Source organism: Agrococcus sp. TSP3-2-1 (assembly GCF_049897585.1).
In the GTDB taxonomy this organism is placed as follows: domain Bacteria; phylum Actinomycetota; class Actinomycetes; order Actinomycetales; family Microbacteriaceae; genus Agrococcus.
This window is the reverse complement of the sequence record NZ_JAFCWN010000002.1, coordinates 324,929-339,281: the sequence shown is the minus strand read 5'-3', so window position 1 is coordinate 339,281 and position 14,353 is coordinate 324,929. Positions and strand designations below refer to the sequence as shown.

The window sequence follows — 14,353 nt, the reverse complement described above, 5'->3', positions numbered from 1 at the left end:
GCTCCTCACAGCCCGGCCGCGAGCCGATCCCGCACGGCGGTCGCGAGCGACGCGGGCCACCAGGGCGCAGTCCCGGCGACGCGCGCGGCGAGGTCGGCGATCGCCACCGCGGCGTCGAGGTCGGAGCGGGCGAGGGCCGCCTCGAGCTCGGCGGCGATCGCCGGTTGCGCTGCCTCGGCGCGCCGCCACGGATCGTGCGGATCACGAGGGCCGAGCGCGTCGGCGTCCGTCCCGCTCGCGGGCAGCGCTGCCGCGAGCTCGAGGAGCGCGCCGCCGGCGTCGAGCAGGTGCCTGCGCGCCGCGAGCCGCTCGCCGCGCGCGCCACGGCCGCCGCCGACGAGGAGCGCTCGGTGCAGCCGGGTCGCGGCGGCACGCGCATCGCAACGGGCCGGCTCGAGCGAGTGGCGCAGCCGCGCCTCGAGGCCGCCGATGCGGTCGACGGCGATCCGGTATGCGTCAGCGCGGGCGAGCGCGAGCTCCTCGGGCGTGAAGACGGCGTACTCGAGCAGGTGCCCGTCATCGAAGACGACCCACGCGCCGTGCTCGGTGTCGCGCTCGTGCACCACGATCCGGGTGCCGCGCGACGGCAACCACGCGCTGCTCGCCCGGAGCTGCTCGGCCGTCCCCGGAGCGGCGACGACGAAGAAGTCGTGGTCGCTCCACGCGTCGGGCGAGCGGGCACCGTCGGCAGTGCTGCCGACGAGCACGAGGCCGAGCACGCCGTCTGCCTGAGCGGCCCACCCGGTCAGCGCCTCCGAGAGCGCGGCGTAGTCGTTCGGCTGCATTCGTGCACGATATCGATGAGCGGTCATCCCCGCCGCAGGCCCGCAGCAGCACGTCGCACGACGAGAACGGGGGCCCCTGCGAATGCAGGAGCCCCCGTTCGGCAGTCCGGAGACTACTTGATGATCTTCGTCACCGTGCCGGCGCCGACCGTGCGGCCGCCCTCGCGGATCGCGAAGCCGAGGCCCTCCTCCATGGCGATCGGCTGGATGAGCTCGACCGTCATGTCGGTGGTGTCGCCGGGCATGACCATCTCGGTGCCCTCGGGCAGCGAGATGACGCCCGTGACGTCGGTGGTGCGGAAGTAGAACTGCGGGCGGTAGTTCGTGAAGAACGGGTTGTGGCGGCCGCCCTCGTCCTTGGCGAGGATGTACGCCGTGCCCTCGAAGTTCGTGTGCGGCGTGACCGAGCCCGGCTTCACGACGACCTGGCCGCGCTCGACGTCCTCGCGCTTGGTGCCGCGGAGCAGCAGACCGCAGTTCTCGCCGGCCCATGCCTCGTCGAGCTGCTTGTGGAACATCTCGATGCCCGTGACCGTGGTCTTCTGCGTCGGGCGGATGCCGACGATCTCGACCTCGGAGTTGATCGCGAGCGTGCCGCGCTCGGCGCGGCCCGTCACGACCGTGCCACGGCCGGTGATGGTGAAGACGTCCTCGATCGGCATGAGGAACGGCTTGTCGCGGTCGCGCACCGGGTCGGGGATGTTGTCGTCCGCGGCCTGCATGAGGTCGAGGATGGCCTGCGTCCACTTCTCGTCGCCCTCGAGCGCCTTGAGCGCCGAGACGCGGATGACCGGGGCGTTGTCGCCGTCGAAGTCCTGGCTCGAGAGCAGCTCGCGGACCTCGAGCTCGACGAGCTCGAGGATCTCCTCGTCGTCGACCATGTCCGACTTGTTGAGCGCGACCATGAGGTACGGCACGCCGACCTGCTTCGCGAGCAGCACGTGCTCGCGGGTCTGCGCCATCGGGCCGTCGGTGGCGGCGACCACGAGGATCGCGCCGTCCATCTGGGCCGCACCCGTGATCATGTTCTTGATGTAGTCGGCGTGACCCGGCGCGTCGACGTGCGCGTAGTGGCGCTTCGGCGTCTCGTACTCGATGTGCGAGATGTTGATCGTGATGCCGCGCTGGCGCTCCTCGGGAGCCGAGTCGATCGAGGCGAAGTCGCGCTGCACGTTGGTCGCCGACGGGTACTTGTCTGCCAGGACCTTGGAGATCGCAGCCGACAGCGTCGTCTTGCCGTGGTCGACGTGACCGATCGTTCCGATGTTGACGTGCGGCTTGGTCCGCTCGAACTTGGCCTTAGCCACTATGTCCTCCTAGGACTGTTCTCATGAGTGCACCGCCGCTTCGCGGCAGAGCGTTCGGTGGTGTTGATCTATGGTACTTGCGCCGCGGTCTCATCGAAAACCGCGGCAGGGCGGTGGGCCGGGGCGGCTCTCGCCGCCCCGCGAGCTCACTCGCCCTTGCTCTTCTGGACGATCTCGTCCGAGACGGCCTTCGGCACCTCGGCGTAGGTCGAGAACTCCATCGAGTAGACGGCACGGCCAGACGTCTTCGACCGCAGGTCGCCGACGTAGCCGAACATCTCCGACAGCGGCACGAGGGCCTTGACGACCTTCACGCCCTGGGCGTCCTCCATCGACTGGATCTGCCCGCGACGCGAGTTGAGGTCGCCGATGACGTCGCCCATGTACTCCTCGGGCGTGCGCACCTCGACCGCCATGAGCGGCTCGAGGAGCACCGGCTGCGCCTTGCGCGCGGCCTCCTTGTACGCCATCGAGCCGGCGATCTTGAACGCCATCTCCGACGAGTCGACGTCGTGCGCGGCGCCGTCGAGCAGCGTCGCCTTCACGCCGACCGTCGGGAAGCCGGCGAGCACGCCGACCTGCATCGCGTCCTGCATGCCCGCATCGACCGAGGGGATGTACTCGCGCGGCACGCGACCGCCCGTGACGGCGTTCACGAACTCGTACGTCTGCTCCGCGGTGATCTCGAGCGGCTCGAGCTTGATCTGCACCTTGGCGAACTGGCCGGAGCCACCCGTCTGCTTCTTGTGGGTGTAGTCGTACTTCTCGATCGTGCCCTTGATCGTCTCGCGGTAGGCCACCTGCGGCTTGCCGACGTTGGCCTCGACCTTGAACTCGCGCTTCATGCGGTCGACGAGGATGTCGAGGTGCAGCTCGCCCATGCCCTTGATGACGGTCTGTCCCGTCTCGGGGTTGTTCTCGGTGCGGAAGGTGGGGTCCTCCTCGGCGAGCTTCTGGATGGCCGTGGAGAGCTTCTCCTGGTCGGCCTTCGTCTTCGGCTCGATCGCGACCTCGATCACGGGCGCGGGGAACGTCATCGACTCGAGCACGACCTGGTTCGACGGGTCGCTCAGCGTGTCGCCCGTCGTCGTGTCCTTGAGGCCGATCACCGCGTAGATGTGGCCCGCGGTCATCGAGTCGACCGGGTTCTCCTTGTTGGCGTGCATCTGGAAGATCTTCCCGATGCGCTCCTTCTTGCCCTTCGTGGAGTTCGCGACGGCGGCGCCCGAGTCGACGTGGCCCGAGTAGACGCGCACGTAGGTGAGGCGGCCGAAGAACGGGTGCACGGCGACCTTGAACGCGAGGGCGGCGAACGGCTCGTCGCGGTCGGCGTGGCGCTCGATGACGACCTCCTCGTCGCGCACGTCGCGACCGGGGATGGCCGGCACGTCGACGGGCGAGGGCAGGTAGTCCACGACCGCGTCGAGCATCGGCTGCACGCCGCGGTTCTTGAACGCGGAACCGCACAGCACGGGGTAGAGCTCGGAGTTGATCGTCATCTTGCGGATGGCGGCCTTGATCTCGGCGACCGAGATCTCCTCGCCCTCGAAGAACTTCTCCATGAGCGTGTCGTCGCTCTCGGCGATCGTCTCGATGAGGGCCGCGCGGTACTCCTCGGCCTTCTCCTTGAGGTCGGCCGGGATCTCCTCGATCGCGTACTCGGCGCCCATCTTCACGTCACCCTTGGCGTCGCCGCGCCAGGTCTTCGCGTTCATCTCGACCAGGTCGACGATGCCCTCGAAGGCGCTCTCCGCGCCGATCGGCAGCTGGATGACGAGCGGGCGCGCGCCGAGGCGGTTCACGATCGTGTCGACCGTGAAGTAGAAGTCGGCACCGAGCTTGTCCATCTTGTTGACGAAGCAGATGCGCGGCACGTCGTACTTGTCGGCCTGGCGCCACACCGTCTCGGACTGGGGCTCGACGCCCTCCTTGCCGTCGAAGACGGCGACCGCGCCGTCGAGCACGCGGAGCGAGCGCTCGACCTCGACCGTGAAGTCGACGTGGCCGGGGGTGTCGATGATGTTGATCTGGTTCTTGTCCCAGAAGCAGGTCACGGCGGCCGACGTGATCGTGATGCCGCGCTCCTGCTCCTGCTCCATCCAGTCGGTGGTCGCGCCGCCGTCGTGCGTCTCGCCCATCTTGTGGTTGACGCCCGTGTAGAACAGGATGCGCTCGGTCGTGGTGGTCTTGCCGGCATCGATGTGGGCCATGATGCCGATGTTGCGGACCTTGTTCAGGTCGGTGAGCACGTCCTGTGCCACAGGGTTCCTCCGATGAGTGGATGGAGCGGGTTGGTCTGGTGAGCCGAGGGCGGGGCCGGTCGGGCCCCGCCCTCGGCTCTGGCTGTCACCAGCGGTAGTGCGCGAAGGCCTTGTTCGACTCGGCCATCTTGTGCGTGTCCTCGCGACGCTTCACGGCGGCGCCGAGGCCGTTCGAGGCGTCGAGGATCTCGTTCATGAGGCGCTCGGTCATGGTCTTCTCGCGACGCGCCTTGGCGTACGAGACGAGCCAGCGCAGCGCGAGCGTGTTCGCGCGGTGCGGCTTGACCTCGACGGGCACCTGGTAGGTCGAGCCACCGACGCGGCGTGACTTCACCTCGAGGGTGGGGCGGATGTTGTCGAGCGCCTTCTTGAGCACCGTCACGGCGTCCTGTCCCGACTTGGTGCCGACACCGGCGAGCGCGCCGTAGACGATGCGCTCGGCGAGGCCCTTCTTGCCGTCGAGGAGGATCTTGTTGACGAGCTGCGAGACGATCGGTGCGCCGTAGACGGGGTCAGCAACGACCGGGCGCTTGGGAGCGGGACCCTTGCGAGGCATTACTTCTTCTCCATCTTCGCGCCGTAGCGGCTGCGAGCCTGCTTGCGGTTCTTCACGGCCTGGGTGTCGAGCGCGCCGCGCACGATCTTGTAGCGCACGCCGGGGAGGTCCTTCACTCGACCGCCGCGCACGAGCACCATCGAGTGCTCCTGGAGGTTGTGGCCCTCACCGGGGATGTAGGCGGTGACCTCGGTGCCGTTCGAGAGCTTCACGCGCGCGACCTTGCGGAGCGCCGAGTTCGGCTTCTTGGGGGTGGTGGTGTAGACGCGGGTGCAGACGCCGCGCTGCTGGGGGTTCGCCTTCAGCGCCGGCGCCTTGGTCTTCGAGACCTTCGGCGACCGACCCTTGCGGACCAGCTGCTGGATGGTGGGCACGTTGCTTCTTCCTGCTGCACGGTGACAGCGATTTCGATGTGGTTCGTCGGCCCGGCCGACTCCATCGGTGATCCACCGCACGCGCTTCCGCGCGCTCTTCTCAGGTGGTGGATATGCCGTGGGGGCTCGCGGACCGGTGTCCGCTGCCCGAGTGCTGCCCGCCCGCTCCCCGCGCATGAGGCAGGGCGCGCGTGTGCGCACACCCGGTCAATGTTAGGGGCACGGCGCATGCACGGTCAAGCGTCGGTCGCGAGGGCGGGCGTCAGGGCTGCGGGCGCCGCCAGCGCAGCGTCGAGACGCACGCGTCGAGGAGGATGCGCTGGCCGTCGACGAGCGGATCCTCGACGTCCACGTCGACCGGCCGGTTGATGGTCGCCGTCAGCTGCAGCGCGCGCCGGCGCTGCGTGCCGGGGACGGGCGTGAGGTAGACGACGGTGAGCACCCGCAGCGACTCGCCCTGCACGGTCTCGAGCCGGTCGCGCTCGAAGCGCACGATGCGCTTCGACTCGTCGAGCGGCGCCGCGTCGTACTCGAGGATCGCGTGGCGCACCGCCTCGTCGAGCGTGACGTCGGGCTGCGCGCGGCGGATGGAGGCGAGGATCGACGACGACAGCCACAGCGTGTCGTCGCCCTCCTCGGTGGGCGTGAAGAAGGCGACGACGTCGCTGCGCTGCATCGCCTCGAACGAGTCCTGGAGCATGCGCTGCGCCTGCGCGTAGAGGTCGGGCCGGTGGGCGCGGAGCATGCGCTGGCGGATGCCGGCGGCCATCGCGTCCTGCGTGGCGCGATCCGGCGCGTGCCGCGCCCAGCCGGGCGGCAGCTCGAGCTCGAACTCGGGGTCGGGCGCGGCTCCGAGCTCCGCGCGCAGGTCGGTCTGCTCGCTCATGCGTCCTCCTCGGTCATGGATGCCCGGGGCTCGTCCGAGCGGGGCGCGGTCACTGCGCGCGCTGCTCGGCGTCGAGGCGGTGCAGCGTGCCGAGCCCGGCCCGACGGGCGCGCTCGGCGATGCTCGGCTCGAGCCTGCCGCGCTCGGCGAGCAGGGCGATCGCCGCGTCGCGGTCGTCGCGGATGCTCCGCAGCTCGTGGTCGGGGATGCCCGCGAGCACGGCGGCGAGCACGTCGCGATGCGCGCGAGCGTCCTCCGGGGCGGCGGTGACGGCGGCGGCGCCGCGGCCGAGGGCGAGCACGAGCACGCCGAGCACGAGGCCGAGCACGCCGGCGACGAGCACGGCGCTGCGCCATCCGCCGACGCCGGCGACCGACGCGAGCGAGGCGGCGGAGCCCATGACCCACCAGCTGAGCGCGGCGAAGACCGCCGTGCCGAAGCCGAGCAGCAGCAGCTGCCGGTCGCGCAGGCGCGGCCCGCGCAGCCACGTCACCGCGGCGACGACCTGCACGACGGCGGCAACGCCGAAGCACGCGCCCGCGATGGGCACGGACACCTCGCCGTCGAGGCGGTGGTAGCCGAGCGGGTCGCCCAGCAGCGCGGCGAAGCCGATGACGGGCGCGATGACCGCGAGCAGGAGCGGCAGCAGCAGCCAGAGGCCCGCCATGCCGCTGCCCTTCGCGCCCGCGACGCGCGCGAGCCCGGCGCCGTCGTCGCCCATGTGCTCGAGCGCGGCGGGGTAGCGCTGGAGGGCGTAGGCCTCGAGGATGCCGAGCCGCGGCTCGGCGGCGGCCGAGAGGTCGTCGGCCCACGCGAGGGCGCTGTCGTGGCGGAGGCTCACGCCGCGCCTCCCAGGCTCCAGCCCGCCTCGTCGGCGACGAGGCCCGCGGGCGGCTCGGCGCGGAACGCGGAGCCGTCGGGCCGCTCGAGCTCGATGCGGTCGACGAGGTCGAGGAGCGCGGGCGCCGAGCGGTCGGCGACCTCCGCGACGGTCGGGTCGATCGAGAGCGCGAACGCGGCCTCGCCGTCGTCGAAGGCGAGCACGGCGACCGCCGCCGACGCGTTCGCCTCCTCGAGCCGCACGCGCGCGGTGACCTGCACGCCCGGGCCGAGGGTCGAGCTCTCGATCGGCTGCACGGCCGCGCCCGCCGCGTGGAAGCCGGGCAGCGCGGCGCTCGGCACGACGCGCGCGCGGACGATCGAGAAGACGGGCAGCGCGACGGGCCACAGCTGCCACGCGAGCAGGTCGTCGGCCTCACGGCGCTCGAGCCCCGCTCGCAGCAGCGCCGGCACGGCGCGGTCGAGGTCATCGCTCCAGCGCTCGCCGAACGCGGCGCGCAGCGCCGCGGTGCTCTCGGCGACCCAGTCGCCGTCGTCGGCGCCGAGCGGCGGCATGCCGAGCCAGCCGGGAGCGGCCGAGCTCGCGGAGATCCGCCACGTGGCCGTCACCGATCACATCCCTCGTCGCTCGAGCGCGCCTCGATCACCAGACGATGTCGAAGGCGGGCACCTTCTCCTTGACCGTCTCGTGGCCCGTGAACTTCGAGATCCAGCCGTCGTACTTGAGGGGCACGGCGAAGAGGCCGTGCAGGAGGTCGGATGCGGTGGCGAGCGCCGGCAGGACGCCGGTCGTCACGTCGCCGAGCTTCTCGAAGGCCGCGACGTCCTTCCCCGTCATGAGGCGCAGGAGCACGTCGCCGAAGCCGTTCGGGTTGTTGCCGGTCGCGAGCTGGCGCAGGCTCCCGAGCGCGCCGCTCGCGCCGCGGCCGTGGAAGAGGTAGGCGAAGCCGAGCTCCTTCGCCTGCGAGCCGGCGTTGCGCCACGCGGTCGCGCCGAGCACGCCGCCGAACATGTCGTCGGCGACGCTGAACTTGCCGCTCGCGATCTTCCCGAGCTTGCCCCACGGCAGCACGCCCGCGATCGCGAGCCCGAGCTGCAGCCATCCCGCGTCCCCGCGGATCTTCTGGTAGATCGTCAAGCCGAGGGCGACGAGGCCGATGATGCCGCCGATGAGGGCGAGGATCGGGCCGCCGAAGATGATCGCGAGGATGCCCACCGCGAGCCCCGCCCAGCTGAGCGCCTTCTGCAGTCCCGCGACGAAGCCGTCGACGTTGTCCCAGAAGCCGTCCTCGACCTTGCCCTCGAGCACGTCGCCGATGCCGCTCGCGGCGGACTCGAAGGCGTCCTCCCAGGTGTCGTAGTCGGCGTCCCAGCAGCCCGCCTCGTCCTCCCACGCGCGGTAGGCGGCGAGCTTCGCGGCATCCTCCTCCGCCTGCTGCACAGCCTCGGGGCTGTCGGGCTCGGGCTGGAACCAGCCGCCCGTGCCGCGCGGCTCGACCGAGCCCGGCAGCGCAGAGAACGTCGACCACAGCGCTGCGCACGTGTCGACGTGCGCCTTGATCTTCGGCTGCACGTCGGCGAGCGCCTCGCCGTAGGCGACGAGCACGGGACCGGTCGGCTCGTAGAGCTCGCCCGCTTGCCGGAGCAGCCCGTGGGAGTCGCCGACCACCTCGCGCAGCTTCGCGACCGCGAGGCCCTTCTGGCCGTCGGCGCCGCTCTTGACCTGCTCGAGCGTCGCCGCGCTCGCCGTCATCGCCCGCCCGAGCGACGCGATCGCCTCGCCGCGCGCGACGATCCCCTCGGGGTCGCCCTCCACGTAGTCGATCCAGCGGCCCCTCGGCGACTGCGGTCCTGCGTGCATCGTCGTCTCCTCGTCGTCCTGGTCAGCTCGCGGCGTCTGCGGCCTCGAGCTCGAGCGAGGCCTCCTCGTCGAACTCCGCGAAGCCCTCGAGCACGCCCTGCACGTGGTCGCGCACCTTCGTCATGTCGCGCGCGAGGTCGACGCGCTTGTCGTTCCAGCGGCTCTCGAAGTCGCCCGCGCCCGAGCGCAGCTCCCACCGGCCGTAGGGGGCGCCGATCGCCGCCTCGAGCTCGCTCGACCGGTCACCCGCGCTCTCGAGCTCGACGATGATCTCGTCGAGCCGCTGCCGCAGCGCGAGCAGCTCGTCGAAGGTGATGAGCACGTCATCCATGTCTCTCCTCGAGTCCGTCAGCGGCCGCACCGCTCCTGCTCCTCAACGTAGGCGGCGGATGCCTCGAGGGCGATGGGGAGGACTCCCCCACCCGCTCGGCTCGCGGCCGCGGACGCCGAGAGGGGCCGGCCTCGCGGCCAGCCCCTCTCGAGCGGTCGATCAGCTGCCGGCGAGCTGCTCGTCGAGCGACTGGATCGCCTGCATCATGCCGCGCAGCGCCTCGCCCATCTCAGAGATGCCCTCGATCGCCTGCTCGAGACCCGTCGTGAGCTCCTCGTAGCCCTCACCGAACTTGCCCGACGCGTGCTGCGTCTTGAAGTCCTCGCCCAGCAGGGTGTCGACCTGGCCCTTCAGGTCCTTCAGGACACCCGAGATGTCCTCCTTGCCCGTGTCGAGCTTGCCCGCCACGGACTCCATCTCTGCATACGATGCGCCGAAATCGCTCATGGATCTGATCCTCTCGAGGTCTGGTTCGCGGGCCCGCTGCGGGCCGCTCTGGAGCCACGGTACGAAAGCGGGCCCGGGCGCTCAATGGGGAGGAGTCCCCATGGGTCAGCCCTCCGCGCCCACCGGCGCGGCTGCGGGCTCCGGCGCCGGCGCCGAGGACGCATGCGCCGACGCGGGCGCCGGCGGCCGCGCCTCGTCGTCGGGCACGAGCGGCAGCTGCACGGTGACCGCGCGGCCCTGCTGCACGAAGATGCCACGGCCCTCGGGGAAGTCCGAGCGCTTGACCTTCGGGAACGGCACCTTGAATACCGAGTCGCCGTCGTACGCATCCGGCTTGAGCACGATGCCCTTGCGGCCCGCCTTGAAGTCGCCGATGAAGCCGAAGCCGCCGGTGACCTGCGTGACGTCGGCGTCGCCGACGAGCAGGTGGTCGCTGCGGTTGATCGCCTGGAAGAGGCCCTTGAGCGCGCGCTCCGCGTCGGAGTCGGCGAACTGCGGCACGTTCTCCATCACGATCATGATGCGGCCGGGGATCGACTCGTCGGCGACGATCTCGGCGAGCTCGGTCGCGAGCGCCTTCGCGTCGTCGGGCCTCGTCGCGCTGCGCACCCACGGGCGGAAGCCGGCGAGCACCGAGCGTCGGCCGGCGAAGTGGAAGAGCTTGACCTCCGGATCGAAGCGCTCCATCGCGATGACGAGCGCCTTCATCGCGTTCGTCTTGCCCGAGCCGGGCGGGCCCGCGACGATGAAGGTGCCGATGGGGTCGAAGTCGCGCGCCGCGAGCGTATCCTCGGCGACGCCGATGACGGGGAAGTCGTCGACGCGCGCGGGCAGCTGCCCGAGCTCGAGCCGCGTGGGCAGCGCGCCGATCTCCTCGACGTCGCGCACGCCCTGCGCGCGCAGCGCGTCGGCGAGCTGGCCCATGAGCTTCGTCTGCTCGGCGACGTTCGGCGTGCCGCCGAGGGTCGCGACTTGCAACTCGAAGCCGTCGATGATCGCGCGACCGGGCGCCGACTGGTCGTCGAGCACGTCCTTCGGGGCGCCCACGAGCATGTAGCCCGACTCGTCCGAGAGGCGCAGCACGACGCGGCGGGACACGTTCGAGCTGACCGCGGTCGGCACGGCGCCCGAGCGGTCGGCGGTCGCGATCGCGTGGATGCCGAGCGGTCGGCCCTCGCCGAGGATGCGCATGAAGACCTGGTAGAACGGCGAGCGGGCGCTCGTCACCTCCCAGTCGGCCTTGAACTGCGGGAAGTTGTCGAGCAGCAGGAAGATGCGGGTCGCCTTCGGGTCGACGAGCTCGCGGTACTCGGTGAGGCTCGCGGCGTTCGCCTCGGCGAAGGCCTTGCCGCGCCGGTCGAGCTCGCGGCCGAGGGAGCGCAGCAGCCGCTGCACGCGCTCGGCGTCGTCGCCCGCGATGATCGAGCCGACGTGCGGCAGCTGCTCCATCGACTTGAGCGCCCCGGAGGCGAAGTCGAGCCCGTAGACCTCCGCGCTGCCGAGCTCTGGGCGCATCCCCGCGGCGATCCCGATGGTCTTGAGCAGCGTCGACTTGCCGGAGCCCGAGGTGCCGTAGACGAGCATCGAGCCGTCGCGGTCGGGGTGGAAGTAGACCGGGTCCTGCCGCTGGCGCTCGGGGATGTCGGCCTTGCCGAGCACGATGCGGCTGTCGCCCTCGATCGCGAGCTCGCGCAGGTCGACGGTCGTCTCGAGGTCGTCGAGCCACGGCCGCCGGGGCGCGGGGATGCCCGCTCGCTCGGTCGCGCGGATGAGCGTCGAGACGATGCGCTTCTGGTCGTTCGGGCCGAGGTCCTCGTCGTGCGAGTCGGACTCGGGCGCCGCATCCGGCTCCCAGCGCTGCACCGAGCCGAAGCGGAGCTCGGCGACCTTGACGTCGGCGGCCTCGACCTCGTCGGGGCGCGTCCAGCCGCCCGCGTAGGCCGACTGGAACGGCACGAGCCGGCCCGGTCCCGTCTTCGCGATGCCGCGGCCGGGGATGGAGGGCGGGAACGACGCCGCCACGGGGTCGTCGACGACGTCCTTCGAGTCGGATTCGTCGGCCATCCGGAGCGCGACGCGCAGGTTGGTGTTGGCTCGCAGGTTGTCCTTGATGACGCCCGCTGGGCGCTGCGTCGCCATGATGAGGTGGATGCCGAGCGAGCGGCCGCGCTGGGCGATGTCGACGACGCCGTCGACGAACTCGGGCACCTCTCCCGCGAGCGCCGCGAACTCGTCGATCACGAGCACGAGCGCGGGTGGCGTCTCGGGGTCCTGGCGCTTCTCGAGCTCGAGCAGGTCCTTCGCCTTCTTGCGGTTGAAGAGGTGCTCGCGGTGGTGCAGCTCGGCGCGCAGGCTCGTGAGCGCGCGGCGCACGAGGTGGGGGCTCAGGTCGGTGACGAGCCCGACGCAGTGCGGCAGCTCAACGCAGTCGGCGAAGGCCGAGCCGCCCTTGTAGTCGACGAAGAGGAAGGTCACGCGGTCGGGGCTGTGCGCGCTCGCCATGCCGAGCACCCACGCCTGCAGGAACTCCGACTTGCCCGCGCCGGTCGTGCCGCCGACGAGCGCGTGCGGGCCTTGCGTGCGCAGGTCGAGCGTCATCGCGTCGCTCGCGCCCTGGCCCATGATCGCGCGCAGGTTGCCGGCCTTCTTGAGCCGCGGCTTCGGCTCGCCCGAGCGGTCGAGGATCGTGTTGTTCTGCCGCCAGCGGTCGATGACCGCGTTCGGGTCCTCCGCGAGCTCCGGGCCCACGAGTGAGAGGAACATGACGGAGTCGGGGATGTCGGAGGAGTCGTTGATGACGATGCTCGCGTCGACGACGGGCGCGAGGCGCTTCGCGAGCATGTCCATGTACTCGCTCGAGACGCCCTCGACCTTGACGCCCTCGTACTCGACGCCCGAGCGCACGGTGCCAACCTTCGCGTCCTCGAGGCCGGCCGAGACGTCGATGTAGCTTCGGCACACCGCGGGCAGCGACTCGACGGTCGGCGCGACGAAGACGCCGTAGACGCCGACCGCGGCGCCGCGCTCGAGGATCTGCGTGAGCCGCGGCCGGTCGACGGGGGCGTCGTTCGTGACGACGAGCACGACGGAGGTCTGCACGCTCGTGACGGTGTCCTTCGCGGCGCGCTCGACGTCGGAGCCGTAGCGCATGGGGTGCCAGTCCTCGTCGAACGGCGTCTTGCGGTCGGCGGCCGCCTGCTTCGAGCGCCCGAGCACGAGCTCCTCGAGCGCGCTCAGCAGCGCGGCGCCCGCGGTCGCCGAGTCGGCGAGCGGCATCTCCTTGAACGGGCTCGTCTCGCTCGTCGTGTGGGGCAGCCACTTCATCCACTCGAGCTCGCCGGTCCACTCCGCGTCGCAGATCGCGACGGTCACGACCTCGTTCGGGGCGTGCAGGCCGTAGAGCTGCACGGCGATGCCGCGCAGCGCGTCCGAGGCGAGCGACTTCGGGCCCGCGATGCCGATCGAGCCGACGGTCGCGAACGACTCGACGATCGGCACGTCGTCGACGTAGCGGTAGCGCTCGCGGAGCCGCTCGACGCGCTCGATGTACTCGGGCAGCCCGTCCTGCGAGTCCTCGTCCTTGATCGAGTTGCGCGACTCCGCGCGGCACGTGCCGAGCCGCACCGAGAGGAAGTTCCAGTGCTCGGGCCTGCGGGTCCAGAGCATTGGCCCGAGCCGCATCGCGTGCTCGAAGACCTCGGCCACGGGCGGCACCTCGAGGCCGCGGATCCGCTCCTCGACCGGCTTCTCGCGGTAGAGCGTCTCCTCGAGCTCCTCGTAGCGGGTCTCGAACAGCTGCGTCTCGAGCTTGCGCTTCTGCCCGTTCTGGGTGCGCATGTTGACGAAGTTGCCGAGCAGCATGAGCGGCGTCATGAGCGCGATGAGGATCGAGCGCGGGTTGTTCGTCATCGCGAACAACGCGCCGGCGAGCAGGATCGGCGTGACGAGCATGGGCCACGGGAAGATGCGCTCGACCATCTCCTTCGGCAGCCGCGGGCCCTTGTAGGCGGTGCCGGGGTAGCGCGCCTCGACGCGCGGCGAGCGGTTGAACATGAGCGCGCCGCCGCGCTCGAGCACGGGATCGGGGCCGGAGGCGTCGAAGGCGCCGACGAGCCAGACGGCGAGCGTCGAGTCGCCGAGCGTGAAGGGCGCGCCGGGCACGACGCGCAAGCGCGAGACAGGAGCGCCGTCCACGACGACGCCGTTCGCCGAGCCCCGGTCGACGACCTCGATGTGGGTGCCGACCTCGATGCGCGCGTGGCGCTTCGAGACGAGCGGATCGGCGAGCACGATGTCGTTCGCCGTATCGCGGCCGATCGACGCGTGGCCGCGGCCGAGCTGGAACTCCTGGCCCGCGAGCGGTCCGGCGATGACCCGCAGCACCGCGATCGCCTCGAGCGCGCTGCCCGCGGGTCCGCCGCGGCGGCGCGCGTCGGCGCCGAGGTTGACGACCTGCGTGTGGAAGCCGCTGCCGATCGGCGCCTCGGCGATGAGCGCGTCGGGCTGCAGCTGCACGAGCTGCTGCTCGGTCGGCGGGGCGACGGCGAGCGAGAGGGTGTCGCCCTCGGTGAAGGAGATCGAGCGCGCGGGGTCGGCGAGCGCGATCTGCCGCGCGACGTCCTCGACCGTCGCGGTCGAGTCGGCCGTGATGACGACGTCGGTCGCCTCGGTCGTCGGGCGGTGCAGGGTGAGCTTGACCTTCATG

At 71.1% G+C, this 14,353-nt stretch carries 12 protein-coding genes; all 12 read right to left on the bottom strand.

What is annotated here, in order from left to right:
• Window positions 1–5 precede the first annotated feature (5 nt).
• A complete protein-coding gene (locus ACP7BI_RS04105) occupies window positions 6–785 on the bottom strand; it encodes a hypothetical protein (protein ID WP_425843929.1) in 780 nt (259 codons plus the stop codon).
• A gap of 113 nt (window positions 786–898) precedes the next feature.
• A complete protein-coding gene (tuf, locus tag ACP7BI_RS04100) occupies window positions 899–2,092 on the bottom strand; it encodes an elongation factor Tu (protein WP_026374192.1) in 1,194 nt (397 codons plus the stop codon).
• A gap of 146 nt (window positions 2,093–2,238) precedes the next feature.
• Complete coding sequence (gene fusA, locus ACP7BI_RS04095; protein WP_425843928.1) at window positions 2,239–4,353, bottom strand: elongation factor G; 2,115 nt, start codon at window positions 4,351–4,353, stop codon at window positions 2,239–2,241.
• Between the two features lie 85 nt (window positions 4,354–4,438).
• Entirely contained in the window at window positions 4,439–4,909 is a 471-nt protein-coding gene (gene rpsG / locus ACP7BI_RS04090) for a 30S ribosomal protein S7 (RefSeq protein WP_021010915.1), read from the bottom strand.
• Window positions 4,909–5,283: a 30S ribosomal protein S12 gene (rpsL, locus tag ACP7BI_RS04085; protein WP_021010916.1), complete on the bottom strand. Its 375-nt coding sequence runs from the start codon at window positions 5,281–5,283 to the stop codon at window positions 4,909–4,911. Before rpsL ends, rpsG begins: the two co-directional genes overlap by 1 nt.
• A 262-nt stretch (window positions 5,284–5,545) precedes the next feature.
• Entirely contained in the window at window positions 5,546–6,169 is a 624-nt protein-coding gene (locus ACP7BI_RS04080; RefSeq protein WP_425843926.1) for a hypothetical protein, read from the bottom strand.
• Between the two features lie 49 nt (window positions 6,170–6,218).
• Complete coding sequence (locus tag ACP7BI_RS04075) at window positions 6,219–7,010, bottom strand: hypothetical protein (RefSeq protein ID WP_425843924.1); 792 nt, start codon at window positions 7,008–7,010, stop codon at window positions 6,219–6,221.
• The gene (locus ACP7BI_RS04070; RefSeq protein WP_425843923.1) at window positions 7,007–7,618 is read right to left on the bottom strand and encodes a hypothetical protein; all 612 of its coding nucleotides are present in this window, start codon (window positions 7,616–7,618) and stop codon (window positions 7,007–7,009) included. Before ACP7BI_RS04070 ends, ACP7BI_RS04075 begins: the two co-directional genes overlap by 4 nt.
• Window positions 7,619–7,652: 34 nt before the next feature.
• A complete protein-coding gene (locus tag ACP7BI_RS04065) occupies window positions 7,653–8,870 on the bottom strand; it encodes a hypothetical protein (RefSeq protein ID WP_425843922.1) in 1,218 nt (405 codons plus the stop codon).
• 22 nt (window positions 8,871–8,892) lie between these two features.
• Window positions 8,893–9,201 (bottom strand): hypothetical protein, encoded by a 309-nt coding sequence (locus ACP7BI_RS04060; protein WP_425843920.1) that lies wholly within the window; start codon window positions 9,199–9,201, stop codon window positions 8,893–8,895.
• 159 nt (window positions 9,202–9,360) lie between these two features.
• Window positions 9,361–9,648, bottom strand: a complete 288-nt coding sequence (locus ACP7BI_RS04055) for a WXG100 family type VII secretion target (RefSeq protein ID WP_425843579.1) — start codon at window positions 9,646–9,648, stop codon at window positions 9,361–9,363.
• Window positions 9,649–9,753: 105 nt separating this feature from the next.
• Window positions 9,754–14,352 (bottom strand): FtsK/SpoIIIE domain-containing protein, encoded by a 4,599-nt coding sequence (locus tag ACP7BI_RS04050; protein ID WP_425843919.1) that lies wholly within the window; start codon window positions 14,350–14,352, stop codon window positions 9,754–9,756.
• Window position 14,353 lies beyond the last annotated feature (1 nt).